Source organism: Nostoc sp. TCL26-01 (genome assembly GCF_013393945.1).
Lineage (GTDB): Bacteria > Cyanobacteriota > Cyanobacteriia > Cyanobacteriales > Nostocaceae > Trichormus.
The window spans coordinates 1,602,463-1,620,631 of sequence record NZ_CP040297.1; the positions used below are offsets into that span (position 1 = coordinate 1,602,463).

Genomic DNA, 18,169 nt, shown 5'->3' on the forward strand with positions numbered 1-18,169 from the left:
ATTTAGTGTACTTTTGTCGGATGAATTATGCTATACCCCAGAGTAAGTGAACGGGATAAGAAAGAAGGAGATATACTTCTCTACTAACACTAGCAGCGTCTTGGAGACAGTTATAAGGAGAATGGTCGGTTACAGTATTGGGGAAGTGGCGTATAACATTACTGTTATCTTGGCGGATACTGGCTGTTCTAAATTTTGTTACTTTTGGGCAATAGTTCGCATTGTGACTATGTACTATCTTGAGGCGATCGCTTTTTCCCATCCTTGCCTAGTGCCTTAGAGGATGTTTGAAAAGTATCATGCGTAACACCAAAATCTCAAAAACCTAACCCCTAACCCCTTCCCTACGTTCGCGCAGCGTCTCGAAGAGAGGGAAGGGGAACAGGAAAATCAGGGTTTCAAAGCCTCTCTCCGTTTCGGGGAGAGGTACTCTACGAGAAGAGCTTCGCTCTATGGAGAGGGGTTTTTAGTATACTTTTAGACTTTTCAAACAACCTCTTAACTACAAACTGAATCATTATGTAATTGACTTAACAATTACGAATTACGAATTACCTAAATATTATTAAATGGACGGTTGAAAATTTTGCTCAATTGTGATATCAAGTGGGTTGCCCACAGAAAAGATATTATTGATGTTATAAAGTCTAAGTAAGAAACAAAACTAAGCAAAGAAATTCCAAATTATTCAGAACTTTTATTTATAAACCTTTTAAGAGCCATTATGTCGCAACTTCCTTGCTCGGTCGTACCAAGGGCGATCGCTTTATTTCGCGATAATATCTAAACAGATGTGATGGAGAAATCAGTATGAAATAAACGCACAACTCACCTTTATCTCAAAAATTAACAGGAGAGATGACAATGGTCAGCAGCCTTAAAGAACTAATTGATGAGCCAGAATTGGGTCATGGTAACGACCCAGAAGAAAAGTTTATCAGTAGTGGTGTGAGTTGGGAAAGCTATGAATCGCTACTGACAAAACTAGAAAACAACTCTCATTACCATGTTAATTATTTAGATGGAATATTAGAAATCGTGTCGCCATCAATCAGACATGAAAAAATCAAAACCAATTTAGGGATGCTGTTAGAGCGTTTTTTCTATAGCCAGCGCATTCGGTTTGTACCTATGGGAAGTTCTACTTTTAAAAACAAAGCAAAAAAAGCTGGTGCAGAACCAGACGAGTGTTACTGCATAGGCGAAGAGAAAAAAGTACCAGATTTAGCTATAGAAGTAGTTTTGACAAGTGGTAGTGTCAGCAAACTGGAAATCTACCGAAGATTAGGAGTTGCAGAAGTCTGGTTTTGGGAGAGAAACCAGTTCAAGCTATACCATTTACGAGACAATTCCCAGAAAGAACAAGCTACTGTTTACCCTGATACTTATGGGTATGAAGCAATCTCTAGAAGTGAGATATTGCTAGAATTAGATATTTCTTTGCTAGAACAATGTCTGACAATTTCGGATTCAATTCAGGCTATTGATGAATTTGAGCAGGGGTTGAAAGCAAACGATGAGCGAAAGCAATAGAGATGCGAATAAGTGTCTCTCAAAATCATTGCTATAGATTGATTGTCATAACTCTTGTAAGAAATTAAGTGCTGAAAATTATAGTTTTATAAAGTATTTACTTAAAAAGTTTGGCAATAGTATCCATTAATAAAAATAGTCGATAAGGAAAATTAGGAAACTGAATAAAGTCATAATACTCATAAAACGAACGAGCTTTATCATCTTTAGCATCAACGACTACAGCTACTGTAGCTATTTCATTCTGAAGACTTCGGTATAACGCATCCATTAAAAGCATTTCTCCTAATCTTTTTTTGCGATATCTTTGGTCAACGGCTAATCTACCTAAAAGAGTTGCAGGAACATTTGGATATTTTGGGAGCTTTTTAGTTATCTCAGTTGGTAATTCATTAAATATAATGCTAGTTGAAGACAAAGTATAATATCCAATGATTGCATTAGAACCTTCTTCAACTAAAACAAAGATAGCAGCCATACGCTTACGAATATCCTGCCCTGCTTGTTGTTTCAAATAAAGATCCAGTGGCTCAACTCCACAAGAAAAAGCCGCTCGGTCTTGTTTAGCAAGCGGCTGTATTAAATAATTAATAGAAGTATCAGAATTATTTGAGAACGTCACTTATACATCCATTTTTTGTTGATAACGTTGGGCTGCATTTCGTAATTTTGTACTTGGTTCTGGCGGATTTAACAATGCCGCAACAAAAACTTCTTGATCTTGCTTAGTTAAGATCATATTTTCGTGTTCCATAATAACTTTTTTGGCAATATCCAAAACGCTGCTCACAACAAAATCTGTTAGTGTTCGACCCTGAATATCAGCAGCACGCTGAAACAATTCTTTTTGCTCTTTTGTGACACGAGCTTCCAAACGTTCAGCTTTGGAGCGCTCTGAATTTACTTTGGAGCTTTTAGTCACTGCAACGGTCATAATAACCTCTACATAATTAGAATGATAGACTTTGATAAAAGTGTAATAATCATGCAAGTGTCTAGCTAGTTATACACTGCCAGACATTAACTTTTCAGAACTCTGAGTAATTTAACAATTAACACCGTCAATTATGTACGGCATTTAACCTCACATACAATATAACAGTTTTTTTCTTGATTCGAGCAATAAGTATAAATATTTATTTTTATAGATAGCCCCAACCACGCACCTTGATTGCGCGATAATGGCTTCAAGAGATTATTGAAAACCTAAACTCGGAAGGTTAAATGTCACAAGCACCAGAAAAGGCTGTTGGTGAGTATGAAATCTTCTTGAAAGATGCAGATAATAATTTGCTTCCAGCAAAGATTGAATTAGGTTGCCGAGATTGGACTGAAGTTGGTGGACGACGCACCGAATGTCGTATTAAATTACAGTGGGCTAACGGTGTAATCGAAGACACAGATTGGCATTTTTTTGAGTCTTTTAAGCGGGTTCGAGAGAAACTTGCTTTACACGGTCTTTTACCTATTTGCTACGGAGCAAATAGAAAAATCATAATAACGGGTATGGCAATCGATATGGCATTGGGACGAAAAGTTTATAAAGTTGGTGAAGATGGCCAATTAACTCGTGTAGATATATTTAAAACTAGTGATGATGTAGAGCCTGTAAGTGTTGAAATTCAAGAGCAATTTCAAAAACAATGGTGTCAGGAATTCAGAGAACAATAGAGTCAGAACGAGCAACTAAACAACTTTATTAAGAATAATTCGTAATTGACTTAGACAATTACGAATTACGAATTACGTAGGCGCAAGCCTTCCCGTAGGGTATTACGAATTACCTAAACTCCTACTAATTGTTTATCTTTAGTGTCCATTGGTGCAGAAAGTGCTGCTTCTAAATCGGCACATCCCAGTTTCTCTTCTAGAATTTTCATGACTTCCCGGCCGAAGTCGTTGGGGTTTTGTTGCCAAGCTTGTAAGCAGACTTCGCCAAAGAACGAACCAAGTGGTTCGGGGTTCCAGAGGAGTTTTTTGGCAGTCCACGGCATCAAACTCATGGGATTATAACCTGGTTTGAGAATGCCTTCCTTGAAAGCGTATTCTTCTAAATGGGTGTGTGGTTGTAGTCCGATGAAAAAGATAGCTGGTTCGACTTTATCTGCACCAAAAATCTTTTCTAATTCGCGGTGGTAGGCGATGGTTTGGCGGATGGTTTCTGGACGTTCATCAATAACGTTAAATGAGTAGTTGACAGAAACTAAATCGTTGAAACCAGCAGCTTTTAAGTCACGACAGTTTTGTAAGACAGTCCGCAAGTTGTAACCCATCCGCATTTTGCGCACGAGTTCTTGAGAACCACTAGTAATACCGATTTCAAAGTAGTTCATGCCGGTTTTTGCCATCAAGTCACACAACTCTGGTGTCAGGTTGTCGGCTCTGATGTATGCTGCCCAGTGGATATCTGTCATCCCAGAATCAACGATTTTCTGTAACAGTTCGACAGCATCATCAATAAATTTGCGTGCGGGGATGAATTGGGCATCTGTGAACCAGAAGTTACGAATGCCACGATTGTATAGTTGGCGCATTTCTGCTACAACTTCATCGGCGGGGTTAATGCGTACCTGTTTACCTTCAACTACAGTGTAAACACAGTAACAACAGTTGTGAGGGCAACCGCGCTTTGTTTGTACGCCGATGTAAAAGTCTTGTTCTTGTAGGTAGTAGTTAAACTCTGGCCAGATATTCTCAATATAGTCGTAGTTACAGGCGGTTTTTTCTAGTGGGGTTGGTTGTTCGTGAATTAAGCGGGTTCTGGGTTTGGCTTCTCCTACTACATAGCAGCGTTCGTCTCGAAATTCTTTACCACTCAAGAGTTTTTCTAGTAGGGTTTCGCCTTCACCTACAGAAATGATTGTGCCATTGGGCAAGCTTTTACCCAATTGTTCATAAAATACGCTAACTGCACCACCACCAACAACCGCACGCGCATCAGCATGATATTTTTGGGAACGCTTCAAGCCACGTTTGATTAAGCCCAAGTTGCGCCACAACTCTACGTAGTAGGCAATGAAGATACGCAATCCCCCTAATGCGCCACGTAATTTAATTAGAGGATTTTTGGCGTAGTAAAATTCAAAGGCATTTTGCAGGGGATTACCACCACGTCCGCCAACTGGGGCATATATTTGAATATCTCGCCAAGAAAATACCAACAATGTAGGTCTGAACTCGTCGATACAACGATCTAGGGCGGAGGCGTAATCCAGAGGTGGAACTGTTCCCAAATCAAAAATCCGTTGTTCGATATGAGGGAACATTTTGTGAACATGATCGCTCAAATAAACGACCCCAATAGGAAAGATGGGGTTACAAGGAAGGCGAACATAGAGAATTCGATTGTCCATCATTGGGGTTTTAACTTCCATCTTGCCGTGTGTTGGAGAAATTAAAGAATATAGTTGATTTGTTAAGTTTGTGGGAATTTAGGTATTTATTACCAGCTACCTGGAAATTAGAGACTAGAACAGAAAGTTTTGCGGACTTTCTTTGTAGGGAATAGCCTGTGGGTATCTAGCTTGACATTGAGGTAGATTCTTGATATTCACAGCTTATTGACATCAGATAATATAGATTTCCTTGATAAAGAAAAATTTCACATATCTTTACCATAACATTGAGTTCATTCCTTCAGCGATGATCCCTACTATCAAGTCTAGGGATAGATGAACTCAAAAATTTCACTTGTGGCTGAAATGTGGGAAATTGCCGATCGCCTAGTGCTTGTGAAAGACGATGATCTGATGAAGTCAATAGTTAATCTATTAAGGGGAAAATTTCAAAAAATTCCTTCATAGTGTATAATTTTATGAAAAGTAAATTTTTTATAAAAATTTCATAACTTGAACATAACTTTAGATAGAAATAGCGTAGAAAATTTCAGTTGGTAGTCGGAGTTACAGCATCTGGGGATCAGCCGGTGTTAACTTTGCTGTTGTAATGTAAAATTGTGGCGATAAGCTCCTCAGCAGTTATGGCTCAAATATTAGACCCTCTACCACCTGAGCAATCGGGAAAATCTCTCTGCTGCTACATCAATGCCACGAGCAAAATCCAGGTAGCTCGCATCTCCAATATCCCCAATTGGTACTTTGAAAGGGTGGTTTTTCCTGGACAACGCCTCGTTTTTGAAGCTCCAATTCAAGCTCACATGGAGATTCATACTGGCATGATGGCAAGTGCAATTTTGTCGGATACCATTCCGTGCGATCGCCTTGTCATGGACGAGCCTAGCAGCTACGACTTTAATACAAGCTCCATCGGGGCAGACCCTATTAGTACAAAACCCATTGTCCAGTCAAATAATACAAAATCCGGTGATACAACAAAACCCTTAACAGTTGCTAGTCTGGCATCCGTTGAATAAAAAAACAATGTTCTTAAAATAAAAAGGTTGCTGGGTTCAGCAGCCTTTTTAGTCATTGGTCAATAGTCAATAGTCAATAGTCAATAGTCAATAGTCAATAGTCAATAGTCAATAGTCAATAGTCAATAGTCAATAGTCAATAGTCAATAGTCATTAGTCATTAGTCATTAGTCATCACTCCCTCACTCAGCACTCAGCACTCCCTCACTCAGCACTCCCTCACTCAGCACTCAGCACTCCCTCACTCAGCACTATAATAAATACTTATGAACTTACCATCATTTCTTTGGTTGTGGAAAATAGCTGCGTGGTCGATGGGGTTGGCGCTGGTGGCGTATTTGCTGTTGGCTATCAGTGGTTTTTGGATGTGGCGATTGAGGAGTTCGGGACAAGCACCTAGTTTTTTGCTGTGGAGTGGGACAGAGGTGCGATCGCTTCACTATCTGATGGGTATTAGTATGGTAAGTTTGGTACTATTATTGCTAGCGATCGGTATTATTGGGACTTTGGGTCATTTTGGTACTTTGGGTCAATCGTCTCATTTATGGGCTGGATTAATTGTTGTTGGATTAGTTTTGCTGTCTGCTTTGAGTGCCACGCAAATTAGTGCTAGAAGATTTTGGGCTAGACCTTTACATATTAGTTTAAATATAATTTTATTTTTGGGTTTAGCTTGGGTATCACTCACTGGCTGGAGTGTGGTGCAGAAGTACTTACCGTAAATTAATCATTAGTCATTACTCATTAGACCTCTACGAATTATTCCCAGCTGCTAATCTAAGTTGTATAAGGTTGCATTCTTGGCAAATGTATGTCTTCCTCTATTGACTCCCCGAATCTATGTCGTTTACCCCGCGTAGCTATCATTGGTGCTGGGAGGGTTGGTAGTACTCTCGCCCAACGTATTGCTGAGAAAAATCTGGCTGATGTGGTGTTATTAGATATTGTTGAGGGAATGCCTCAAGGATTAGCACTGGATTTGCTAGAGGCTAGGGGAATTGAACTACATAATCGTCAGATTATTGGTACGAATAATTATGCTGATACGTCCGGTTCGCAAATTGTAGTGATTACAGCTGGACTACCTCGTAAACCAGGGATGAGTCGGGATGATTTGTTAAAAGTTAATGCCAAGATTGTTGTGGAAGCAGCCAAGCAAGCGATCGCCTATTCTCCTCATGCTATTTTTATCGTAGTCACCAATCCCTTAGATGTGATGACTTATCTAGCTTGGCAAGCTACCGGGTTATCACGCGATCGCATTATGGGCATGGCTGGTGTGTTAGACTCGGCACGCTTTGAAACTTTCATCGCTTTGGAATTAGGCGTGTTACCTGCTGATGTCAAAGCAATGGTATTAGGTAGTCATGGGGATTTGATGGTTCCCTTGTCTCGTTATGCCACAGTTAATGGTATCCCCATCACAGAATTATTGGATACAGCTACAATCGAACGCTTAGTAGAAAGAACCCGCAACGGCGGTGCTGAAATTGTAGAACTAATGCAGACTGGTGGGGCATTTTTTGCCCCAGCATCAGCGACAAGTGTGATGGTGGAATCGATTTTGTTGAATCAATCACGGTTGTTACCTGTAGCCGCATATCTGCAAGGTGAATATGGTTTAAATGATGTTGTCATTGGTGTTCCTTGCAGGTTGGGATTAAGTGGAATTGAAAGTGTCTTGGAATTAAATATTACTGAAGATGAAAGAATAGCTTTGCATCATTCTGCCGCATCTGTACGCAAAAATATTGAGCGATCGCAAGAAATTTTAGCTACTATCTGATAAATGAGAGCCAGAATTGAAAATCAAGTACTGTGTTTAAATCACGAAGATTTACCAGAGTTTAAAAAGGGTGGTTCTGTCGTCAGAAATTCTTATTTCTGGGCGCTACGTTCCATTGCTGGTCGCGCTTCACGCTATCGTGATTGGGAGTATGAACCAGAAGTCTGGCTAGCACTAGCACGAATGCTGTTGTCGTTTGCTGAGTCTGGGTATTTGGGTTATCGAGAAACCATCTTGGAGTTTCCTTTATCCCAAGGAGAGATTCCTGATTTGCTGCGAAATGTGGCTACTTGGGAGTGAGGGAGTGGGGGAGTGCTGAGTGCTGAGTGGGGGAGTGCTGAGTGCTGAGTGCTGAGTGATGAGTGATGAGTGAGAGAGTGCTGAGTGATGACTGATGAATGAGGGAGTAGTGAGTATAAGACTAATGACTATTGACCATTGACCATTGACCATTGACCATTGACCATTGACCATTGACCATTGACTAATGACCATTGACCATTGACTCTTCCCCCTTACTTCTGTCGTTCATTGTTGCGTTTAAAATTTTTGTCTAAGGATACACTACCAATACCTTGCAGAATTCCCCGACCGATTAAACCTAAACCTTTACCGATTATTTGTGTCAGTACAAAGACAATGCCACTACCTATAAAGGATACTATTGATTGGAGACGGGGAGCGATCGCATCTCGAAATTCGAGTAATAGTGTGACTGCTAAGGGTAAACCAGAAAGTTGGGCTAATTCGTTGTTACGGGGGGCATAAATTGAGATTTGAGCAATACCTCGTGGTGCAAATACCCATAGTTCATAGCGACTTTCAAAAATTGCTTTGGCTTCGTTGACGTAATTATTTAAACGATATTTCCAGGATAATTCATTTCTAAAGCGTTCAATTTCTCTGGTAGAAATTAATGTGCGATCATAAAAGTTTTGCTTAATTGTTTCTACGTCGGCTAAATTATTTAATAATGGTTGTAATACAGCATTGGCTATCTGAATTAATAAATTTTCTAGCAACATTTCTGCTTGTGAGTTGGCTTCAGAACTATTTGCTGGGTATGTAGAATTTTCTACTTGTAAATCTGTTTTAAATAGTAAATAAGATAATAGTTCTAATACCAAAGGGATTTTATTCAATATTGCTGTCTGGATAATTTGAGGATTATGTAATATTACATTGACAATTTCCACGTCTTGATTGGCAATACGGACTCTAGAAAACTTACCAAAAAAATCTGTAGTCGCTGATTGCCATAAATCTAGTAAGATTCTCGACTGCAAACTAGCCAATTGGTTGACTGTAATTTGCGATGTCCGAATATCATCTAATTGTTGGGCTAGTTTTTGCAAAATTAAATAGAGTAATTCTCGTTTCTTGTCTTCATTTAATATGTCAATTTCTAAAGGAATATTGGCAACATTTTTTAAGGAAAATTGCAGTTTATTAATACAAGTAGCAAACAAAGTAGATTGCAGCGCCCTGGGACTTGATGATGGTGGCAAAGTCGTGACAATGGGAGGGCTGGGTGATACGATGACAGGCACAGATGAGATAATTTCTGGCTGTTCGGCTGATGAGGTTAATAGTTGTTGGAGTAGCCAACGACTAGCTAGCAGTTCTCTTCTTTTCCCAGCTAACACAGCTCTATCTAATATTGGCAAACCAGGGATTTGGAGTTGGGCTGTGACTTCTTGCAGAGTAGTATTAATATAATTAGTGCCTGATAAACGTAAATTTTGTTGCCATCTAGTGAGAAAATTGCGGGGTGGTGCAATAGGGGTAGGATTGTCTGTGATTAAGCTATCAGTCAGCCAGTAGGCATTACCAGCAGCGACTGCTTGCATGACGGTGACTAATTCGCTCACAGCAGTACCTTTAGGACAGTAGCCATCTACACCAGCAACTCTAGCTGCCATCAGTAGTTCTGGTTTTTGAATCGAACTGAGGAGCAAAATCGGCAGTGTGGGATATAAAACTTTGAGTTGCTGACAGAGTTGTAAACCTTGCTGTTGACTGTTGGCAAAGCGACTGTTGCCCAATTCCAGCACTACTAGGTTGACTGAATTAGCTTCATTTTGCAGTTCTGCTAGTATTTGCAAGGCGGCTGTATCGGTTATGGCTTCTGATACCACTTGCACATCAGGTATTGCATCCAATGCTACCCGTAATCCTAAGCGGAAAATGGGATCTTGGTCTACTAGTAATAATTTTAGAGGGCGATCGCTCATAATTTAATCACGTATATCAGCACCGTCTGATTTGCATCTGGTGAAAGTTTCCGTCCTCCTGATTTTTACCTGTTTGCGTCAGCTAATAAATGAATCATAATTGCCATAGGCAGCAGTTCACCATTAGATTAAATGAATCTCAGTATCCGGCATTGGTTGGCAGAACGCCAGATAGAAATTAGCCACATCAAAAGCTTTACACTTGGGCAATTAGCAGGTGTTTCCTATCGCATTGTTCAGGATATGGAAGTTAAAAGCCTGATGCCTTTGGATATTTGTACCTTAGCAGAACTACTGCAACTACCCCTAGACAAAGTTGAGCAAGAAGCTAAGATTATTGCTTCCTTGACTGAACACCTCCTCAATAGTCTGAGTCAAAAAAAAGCTCTGAAACGCAATGAGGGTACATGGTTAACATTCCAAATTGCTTATATTTTGGCGTTAGAACAAGTTTTACACCAGGAAGACGACTTACAAAAACCTTGGCTGAACCGTGCCAGAATACCTTCCCAAACAGTAACAATTCTTCAAGATACACAACTGCAAGGACTATTGAAAACCCTTTCCCCTGGTAAACTAACTGATACTCAAGCTGAACAAGCCCTGTCTGTAGTTGGTGATTCCTTACTAGTGCAGCAGATGAACAATGCTACTGTAGCTTGGTTAGTTGCCAATGGTGCGGAAGAATTTGAAGCTAAATTATTAACTCAACGTTTACAGCATTCCTTGCCAGGATATTTACTAACAGTGATTGCCAAAAATGCTGCACCTCTAGCCCAACTGCAAAAGTTCTTCCACTTGGGAAGTCTGGGGGAAATCTCAACTATTGATTTGTCTAAAGAAAAGTATCGAGCTAGTTTAATACAATCTCTGAGTACACCATTATTGATAGAATCTTTTGCGCTGAAAGATATTTATATTCCCTTAATGGGTGTGCCACAAGCAGCTAATCATAGTCAACCAGTGGATTTAAAAACATGGGTAACACAACAATTAACTGATTTAGAATCTATCACTGTGATTGAATCAGAACCTGGTTATGGCAAAACTAGTTTCTGTCAGATTTGGGCAGCAGAAATAGCCTGGGAACTGTATCCCGATTGGATGCCAATTGTCATTCGTTTGCGAGATATTAAGTATGGCAAAAATTTGCTAGAAACTCTCAATTCTGGTTTCGCATTTCCTATTGATTTTAACTTAGCAGCTTGGCTAAATAAAGAGCATAGCCGATGTGTATTGCTGTTGGATGGACTGGATGAATTGCCACCAACAAATCTAGTAAGTAGGCACAAGGAAATTTTTCTGGAACAGCTATTACAATTTCAGTCTGAGCTAAAACATAAAGTTGTGTTGACTAGTCGTAGAGAAACTCTCTCAGAAATTAGCTCAGAAATATCTCTACAATGGCAAAGAATTACTATTTTGCCTTGGGAAGTGAATGAGTTAAAAAATTGGTTTCAACAATGGGCATTAGTCCAGTCGTTACCTGTAGCGCAAAACTTTTTTACATTCCTCAAACAATCAGGTTGCTTTAATAATCCATCCAAGTTACCAGAAATCTCTCATCTAGTCCGTCAACCATTAATGCTCTATTTGTTGGGCATTTTACACCGCGACGGACTATTAGATCATGAACTATTACAATTAGCCGTTAAAAACCCAGAAAATTCTCATCAATCTCTCATTGGAGAGATTTATCGACGCTTAAATTTGTGGTTGTTGGGTTATCCCTTAGATGGGAATATAAAAACAACCTTATATCGTCCCGGTTCGGCTCATATCCATCGTACATCAGAAGCGATCGCCAATTTACTCGCAGCTCATCACCCCCAAGATTTAATTACCCAAATGCAAGCGATCGCACTCAAAATATTGCATAGCGATCGTCATCAAGTTATCATTCCTGAAGGATTAAATGCCCATACTTTACCCGCTTTTTATTTTCGTTGTTTTACCAGCAAAATTGAATTTTCTCATCCCAAATTAGGCAATTACCTCTTTGCGGGAGCCTTGGCTCAACAATTGCAAATATTAACACAGTGCCAAGAAGATATTTATGGAGTAGCAACTTTTATCTTAAATACTCCTCATCAAGTCGCTCAACACCTCTATCATTTACTCGGTTATGGGATTCTCACTCCAGAAATCACCGAGTTATTAATTGCCGATTTTCAACATCAGCCTAAAAGTGATTTTTCTCAAAAAACTCTTTTCCAGCGTCTAGCATCTTGCTGGCATGATTGGTATCAAGGGCGTTGGTTAGATATGGGAATTGCTCACAATGTTTTACCTAATTTTCACACCTTACAAAATCCGGTAAATGTTGAACAGGTAAATACAAATGTGGGAGTAAATATATTTTTATTAATGGCTGCTATTTCCCAGAAAATTGCTACACCATTTTATCCTTGTGGTAATCCTGTTAATTTAACAGAATTTCATCCCCAGGCAATGTTGACACTCATTACTAAAGCATCTTTGTTACCAAATAACATTGTCATGAACTGCATTTGTCCCCAATCTTTAACTAAAATCAATCTCAAAGGCGCAAACTTATCACAAGTTGTTTTAACTGGGGCAAATTTTGCACAAGCAGATTTATCCTACGCCATATTAGTAAATGCTAATTTAGCCCATGCTAATCTCACTGGCGCTAATTTAACTTGTACTAATTTAACTGGCGCTAATTTGACTGGTGTGAATTTAGAAACTGTCAATCTCTCGAATGCTTGTTTATCTGATGCTATTTTAACTGAGTCGGAGAGAGAAATCGCAGCGCTCAACGGGGCGTTATTTTCTGTAGAACAATTCCAAGAAATGAAAGGTCTGCTATCTCAGCAATCACATTTTAGTGTCTCCAAGACAACAGATAATACTAGTGTTTGGCAACATAATTCTGCTGATATTGCCTTAATGGAAAGCTTAGAGGGTGAGCCAATTGTCTCTACAATTAGCGGTAATTATTCTTATGATGAGTAGGGAATGGGTAATTGGTAATGGGTAATTGGTAATGGTAGAGACGTAGCAGTGCTACGTCTCTACGTCTCTGCATCTCTACGTGTATATAAGGGTTTTAGGCAAATTTGTGTTTTTGTGTTGAAACAATCACATAAGTTAGGGACTTCCAAAAAATAAAATATTCAATAGGTGAAAGCAAATATAATCATTGCATTTTTCCTCCCCTGCCTCCCCTGCCTCCCCTGCCTCCCCTGCCTCTCCTGCCTCTCCTGCCTCCCCTGCCTTCCCTGCCTCTCCTGCCTCCCCTGCCTCCCCTACTTCAAATATCTTCTTGGGGATGGCGGTAGCCATAGAAGTTAATACTGTAGTCAGTAATTTTCACTCCTGTTCTTTGTTCAACTTCCCTGACAAAATCCTCTGGGAGTTCGATATGTACATCGAGGATTTGGTTAGTGTCGAGACAATTGACATGACTATGAGAGTCGCTAATGTTACCATAAAGACGACCATCACAGCGTTCGATAGACTCTATAATCCCTTGACTGGATAACGCTTCTAGGTTTTGATATACAGATGTATGTCCGATTTCTTTGCCTTGTTGGTTAAGGCGATCGTAAATTTCTCTAGCAGAAAGATGTTCATTAGCTTGCCATAGCAACTCTAGAATAAAGCGGCGTTGGCGGCTCACACGCATACCCAGCATTTGACAGCGCTCAAGTGCATCTTCTAGAGAACGAATGGGTTTTGTCGATACTGCCTGTTGTTGCATATTTAAGTCTATTTACTATGAGGGATTTTTCCCGTTTTGATGGTTATTGCTGTTTTGTATATGCCAGAATCCTATATATCACCATGTCACCTCTGGCCGATTGGTAAATGCTGGGGAAACCACAGTATGAGGAGATATATTTTAGTCTTTTTGGGGGATTACTCGCCGTACCTTCATCTAAAACAAACTCATTACAACTTTAGCTTAAAACAATCGGCAATGTCCACCTCAAGGCACAAGTGTTGTTTTGTTGAGTCAAAAATTGTGAATATGTGCGTTAACAAAGTAACGCCATTTTTCGCCATATTACAAATAAAGATAGAGTTTTCCCTTGACTTGAAGCTCGTAGAAAAATTAGCAAAGGTAGTCAGTTACACATTCATGCACAAAAGGAGCAGAAATTTCAATTCTGCTCCATGAAATAAAGATATGCAACTTGAAGTTGGAACAGCTATGAAGTTTGCTGAACTGTTCTTATCCTTAAATTAGGAAAGGCCGTGCTAAGAAAAAGCTGGTGATTGATTTAGCATCTATGGGTTCTCCTTCCAGAATGGCTTTTTCTAGTTCTTCGGGAGTTAACAAGATAGTCTCAATGTCTTCGTCTTCATCTTGCTGGGGTGGTGTATCTAGCTTTGTTAAATCTCTTGCCAAAAAAGCATAGATAATTTCATCGGAATAACCAGGAGCCAAGAAAAACTCCCCTAGCTTATCCCATTTCTGGGCGCTATAACCTGTCTCTTCTTCAATTTCTCTCTGGACTGTCGCTAAAGGATCTTCACTGGGTTCTAACGTGCCTGCGGGAAACTCTAGTATTCGTCCTTGAACAGCAAAACGGTATTGACGTACAAGTACTAGTTTACCTTCCGCCGTCACGGGTACAGCTAGAGCGCCGCCGGGGTGACGGATGCACTCCCATTCACCTTCGACTTTGTTGGGTAAACGCAAGCGATTGACTTCAAAATCAAACTTGCGCCCTTTATGGAACAGGCGTTGTTTTAAAAGCTGTGGTAATTCTCTACCTAGTGGCATAGTTAAATAGTTTTGTCTAAATAGTGCAGATAAACAATGGGTGACAATACGCAATTAATTTGATGTACCCGTGTTTTCTGCTATGGGTAATGGTTTTAACTGCCCTTTAACAAATGTACATCAGAACAGTCTACCTGTTTTACCAGCTCTTTAATCACATATCCGGAAACTGGTTCTACCCAGTCAGGAGCAATCTCTGCTAGGGGTACTAATACAAAAGCGCGATCGCACATTCGCGGATGGGGGATCTGAAGAGTCGGTGTATTCAAGATTAAGTCATCATACAATAACAAATCCAAGTCTAGCGATCGCGCCCCCCAACGTTGTTGACGCACGCGCCCAAATTTTTGCTCGACTGCTAGCAAAGTTGCTAACAACTGCTGGGGACTCATGTCTACTTGTAATGTCACACAGCCGTTGAGGTAGTCTGGCTGTGGTGGCCCGACTGCTTTAGTTTTATACCAGCTAGAAATGGCATCTAGTTGAATGCCGGGGATCGCTGCTAATTCTGTTGTGGCAGCTTGGAGTATTGCCAAGGAATCACCCAAATTACTACCAAGGGCAATGGCACTACCTTTAACTATCTGCTTTCCTGAGTAACTTTTAATAGTTTGATTACTCTCAATATATCAATTGAATGTTGTATTTTTCTTTACTGAAAGTATATTTTAACTACTAAAAAACATTTTTGAGTAGCAATGAATTCAGTTAATTGTTTATGAGATATTATACTAACACGAATGTATTGTTCTCACCTGGAATATCTTGTTTCAGGATGATGACAAAATATGCAGCGAAGAACTAATTTGGAGAAATTTACCTCCTGGTTCTAGCAATGAGTAATTAACTTGAGTGACTCTGACAAGGAGGAACCCCACTTGCCGCCTAGTAATCAGTATGAACATGAAGAATCGACAGTTGAGAGCTTGCCTCCAACAACAGAGGTAAAACCCAAGCGGTTACTCAACCAAATAGGTGGTGTAACGTCTGGGATCATTACTAGGTTTACGAGCCGCGAGAAACCACTTTATCGCCGTGTCTGGTTTTGGGCTGGCTTAAGTGTAGGTGGCGGAATCATCGCCTTCAACTATTTTTTAGGCAAAATAGATAGAACTTTGCCGGATAAATCTGAATTACAAGCTGTTGTTCGTGAGCAAACATTAACTATCAAAGCTGTTGATGGCAGTATATTACAACAGCAAGGAGAAGCGACCAGAGAACAAGTTAATTTAGAACAGATCCCGGATACTTTACAACAAGCCTTCATTGCGGCTGAAGATAGCAGATTTAAGCAACATAATGGTGTTGATGCTCAAGGAATTGTCAGAGCAATATTTAATAATTTGCGATCGCAAAATGTGGTAGAAGGTGGTAGCACTATCACACAACAGTTAGCGCGAATTCTGTTCTTGAAACAGGAACGCACAGTTTGGCGCAAACTCAAAGAAGCGCGTCTGGCGCAAAAAATGGAAGCAGAATTGACCAAAGACCAGATACTAGAACGTTATATGAATCTGGTGTATTTGGGTGCTGGCGCTTATGGTGTAGCGGATGCAGCTTGGGTCTATTTCAGTAAACCAGTAGATAAACTTTCTCTAGCAGAAATGGCAACTATTGCTGGCTTACCACCTGCGCCTAGTTTGTACGCACCAGATAAAAATCCCAATGCTGCCAAACAACGACGAAATTTAGTCTTGCAACGGATGGAAAAAGAGGGATTCATCACCCCAGCCCAAAGACAAGCCGCAATTCAAGAACCCCTAGCGCTCAAACCGAGTCCCCCCAAGCGCTTACAAGTACAATTTCCCTACTTTAATAGTTACGTTCAACAAGAATTACCAAAATATGTAGCCCCTGATGTGTTAGCCGCCGGGGGTTTAACAGTGGAAACTAGCTTAAACCCAACTTGGCAAGTAGCCGCAGAAGCCGCAGTCGCCAAAACCCTGCGTAATCAAGGTCAATGGGAAAACTTTAAACAAGCCGCCTTAGTGGCAATTGACCCCCGCAATGGTGAAATTCAAGCCATGGTAGGGGGTAAAGACTTTAGTAAAAACCAATTTAATCGTGTTACCCAAGCCAAACGGCAACCAGGATCAACATTTAAAGGTTTTGTTTATGCGGCAGCGATCGCCACAGGCAAAAGCCCCTATGATACTTATTTAGATGCCCCCTTTGTAGTTGATGGCTACGAACCCAAAAACTACGGTGAAACTTTCCGGGGGATGATCAATATGCGTCAAGCCCTGACCCGTTCTGTGAATGTGGTGGCGCTGAAGATATTGCTGGATGTGGGATTTGAGCCAACAATTAAACTAGCCCGTGACATGGGGATCAAGTCGGAACTGAAACCAACGTATTCTTTAGCACTTGGCTCCAATGAAGTCAATCTTTTAGAATTGACCAATGCTTACGGGAGTTTTGCCACCCAAGGTTTATACAATGAAGCTCATGGTATCCGCCGCATCCTGAACCGTAAAGGACAAGTAATTTGGTCAGCTAATTTTCAGTCTCGGCGAGTCCTTGATGCCGACAGCGCTGCTATCATGACTTGGATGCTACGCAACGTCGTCGAAGCGGGAACCGGTGCAGCAGCCCAACTAGATAATCGTCCTGTAGCCGGCAAGACAGGTACATCTGACGAAGCCCGTGATTTGTGGTTTATTGGCTACATTCCCCAAGTGGTCGGCGGAGTTTGGTTAGGCAATGATGACAATCGTCCTACCTATGGTAGTAGTGGTAGTGCCGCTTATACATGGCATGAGTTTATGGAAAAAGCCGTGGAGGGAATGCCTGTAGAAAAGTTTCCCGAAAGACCCAAACTCGAAGGACGTAAAGGTAGTATCAAAGCAAAACCCATCAAGCCCGGAAAAATAGTCAACGGTGTCATCGACTCTAATGATGATGACGAATCAAACCAGGAAACTAGGTCATCGACAAGGCGTAGAAGACGCTACCAACAATCAGATGAAAACACGTCATCTGATACACCCAGAAGAAGACGACGCTATCGGAGTGAAGTATCTACTTCAGAGCAAACCGATGAAACACCTCGCAGAAGAAGGCAGTCTCGACAAACTGTAGACTCGGAAGTTACTACCCCCCGGAGATCACGACGGTCTACATCCCCAGGAACTAGTTCTGGTTCTGGTAATTCTACCGCACCTACCCCGTCCTGGCGAGAAAGACTCAGACCAAGTACATGACCAAATCAGTTAACAGTTATCAGTTACCAGTTACCATTTAACGCCTAATGTGTATTAAAGACGAAAACCCTACATTTATCGTTGTAGAGACGTTGCAATGCAACGTCTCTACCGCACCAGAATCCTCGACATATCGTTGATTTTTGTAATTCACATCAGACGTATTTAATAAACGTTTACTGTTCACTGTTATACAAAGCCCCTCAATTTATTGATGGGGATTAACTGGTCACTGTTGACTATTGACTATTGACTATTGACTGTTTACAAATCCCTCATCTCTCA

General features: G+C 40.6%; 17 protein-coding genes. 10 read left to right on the forward strand and 7 right to left on the reverse strand.

The genetic code is table 11. From position 1 onward, the window contains the following. The first annotated feature begins 121 nt into the window (after nt 1-121). Nucleotides 122-280: a hypothetical protein gene (locus FD725_RS06750; protein WP_179047411.1), complete on the forward strand. Its 159-nt coding sequence runs from the start codon at nt 122-124 to the stop codon at nt 278-280. A 584-nt stretch (nt 281-864) separates the two neighbouring features. Beyond that, on the forward strand, nt 865-1,533 hold the full coding sequence (locus FD725_RS06755) for a Uma2 family endonuclease (protein WP_179047412.1): 669 nt from the start codon (nt 865-867) through the stop codon (nt 1,531-1,533). A 97-nt stretch (nt 1,534-1,630) separates the two neighbouring features. Here FD725_RS06755 and FD725_RS06760 read toward each other — a convergent pair whose 3' ends face one another. Both FD725_RS06760 and FD725_RS06765 read right to left on the reverse strand, forming a co-directional pair. Then, nucleotides 1,631-2,155 (reverse strand): GNAT family N-acetyltransferase, encoded by a 525-nt coding sequence (locus FD725_RS06760; RefSeq protein WP_179047413.1) that lies wholly within the window; start codon nt 2,153-2,155, stop codon nt 1,631-1,633. Continuing rightward, nucleotides 2,156-2,467: a DUF1778 domain-containing protein gene (locus FD725_RS06765; protein ID WP_179047414.1), complete on the reverse strand. Its 312-nt coding sequence runs from the start codon at nt 2,465-2,467 to the stop codon at nt 2,156-2,158. It abuts the gene before it with no gap. A gap of 290 nt (nt 2,468-2,757) precedes the next feature. Between FD725_RS06765 and FD725_RS06770 the strand changes: the two genes are divergently transcribed. Continuing rightward, a complete protein-coding gene (locus FD725_RS06770; RefSeq protein ID WP_179047415.1) occupies nt 2,758-3,204 on the forward strand; it encodes a hypothetical protein in 447 nt (148 codons plus the stop codon). Between the two features lie 113 nt (nt 3,205-3,317). Here FD725_RS06770 and FD725_RS06775 read toward each other — a convergent pair whose 3' ends face one another. Next, the gene (locus tag FD725_RS06775) at nt 3,318-4,907 is read right to left on the reverse strand and encodes a photosystem II high light acclimation radical SAM protein (RefSeq protein ID WP_179047416.1); all 1,590 of its coding nucleotides are present in this window, start codon (nt 4,905-4,907) and stop codon (nt 3,318-3,320) included. Nucleotides 4,908-5,204: 297 nt separating this feature from the next. On the opposite strand from FD725_RS06775, the gene FD725_RS32350 reads away from it, so the two are divergent. The 5 genes from FD725_RS32350 to FD725_RS06795 all read left to right on the forward strand — a co-directional run bounded on the left by FD725_RS32350 (nt 5,205) and on the right by FD725_RS06795 (nt 7,991). After that, entirely contained in the window at nt 5,205-5,336 is a 132-nt protein-coding gene (locus tag FD725_RS32350; RefSeq protein ID WP_256871867.1) for a hypothetical protein, read from the forward strand. 176 nt (nt 5,337-5,512) lie between these two features. Next, nucleotides 5,513-5,905, forward strand: coding sequence for a DUF1830 domain-containing protein (locus FD725_RS06780; RefSeq protein WP_179047417.1), 393 nt, complete (start codon nt 5,513-5,515; stop codon nt 5,903-5,905). 266 nt (nt 5,906-6,171) lie between these two features. After that, a complete protein-coding gene (locus FD725_RS06785; protein ID WP_179047418.1) occupies nt 6,172-6,627 on the forward strand; it encodes a DUF4079 domain-containing protein in 456 nt (151 codons plus the stop codon). An 89-nt stretch (nt 6,628-6,716) separates the two neighbouring features. Continuing rightward, complete coding sequence (mdh, locus tag FD725_RS06790) at nt 6,717-7,691, forward strand: malate dehydrogenase (protein WP_179047419.1); 975 nt, start codon at nt 6,717-6,719, stop codon at nt 7,689-7,691. 3 nt (nt 7,692-7,694) lie between these two features. Next, complete coding sequence (locus tag FD725_RS06795; RefSeq protein WP_179047420.1) at nt 7,695-7,991, forward strand: hypothetical protein; 297 nt, start codon at nt 7,695-7,697, stop codon at nt 7,989-7,991. Between the two features lie 215 nt (nt 7,992-8,206). On the opposite strand, the gene FD725_RS06800 is transcribed toward FD725_RS06795, so the two are convergent. Further along, nucleotides 8,207-9,925, reverse strand: a complete 1,719-nt coding sequence (locus FD725_RS06800) for a DUF3685 domain-containing protein (protein ID WP_179047421.1) — start codon at nt 9,923-9,925, stop codon at nt 8,207-8,209. Nucleotides 9,926-10,057: 132 nt separating this feature from the next. Between FD725_RS06800 and FD725_RS06805 the strand changes: the two genes are divergently transcribed. Beyond that, the gene (locus FD725_RS06805; protein ID WP_179047422.1) at nt 10,058-12,904 is read left to right on the forward strand and encodes a pentapeptide repeat-containing protein; all 2,847 of its coding nucleotides are present in this window, start codon (nt 10,058-10,060) and stop codon (nt 12,902-12,904) included. Between the two features lie 298 nt (nt 12,905-13,202). On the opposite strand, the gene FD725_RS06810 is transcribed toward FD725_RS06805, so the two are convergent. The 3 genes from FD725_RS06810 to folK form a co-directional block, all read right to left on the reverse strand. Beyond that, a complete protein-coding gene (locus FD725_RS06810; protein WP_179047423.1) occupies nt 13,203-13,652 on the reverse strand; it encodes a Fur family transcriptional regulator in 450 nt (149 codons plus the stop codon). A gap of 480 nt (nt 13,653-14,132) precedes the next feature. Continuing rightward, on the reverse strand, nt 14,133-14,681 hold the full coding sequence (locus FD725_RS06815) for an NUDIX hydrolase (RefSeq protein WP_179047424.1): 549 nt from the start codon (nt 14,679-14,681) through the stop codon (nt 14,133-14,135). 95 nt (nt 14,682-14,776) lie between these two features. After that, complete coding sequence (gene folK, locus FD725_RS06820) at nt 14,777-15,289, reverse strand: 2-amino-4-hydroxy-6-hydroxymethyldihydropteridine diphosphokinase (RefSeq protein ID WP_372726728.1); 513 nt, start codon at nt 15,287-15,289, stop codon at nt 14,777-14,779. Nucleotides 15,290-15,559: 270 nt separating this feature from the next. Here folK and FD725_RS06825 point away from each other — a divergent pair, with 270 nt between their 5' ends. Next, on the forward strand, nt 15,560-17,884 hold the full coding sequence (locus tag FD725_RS06825; protein ID WP_179051456.1) for a transglycosylase domain-containing protein: 2,325 nt from the start codon (nt 15,560-15,562) through the stop codon (nt 17,882-17,884). Nucleotides 17,885-18,169 lie beyond the last annotated feature (285 nt).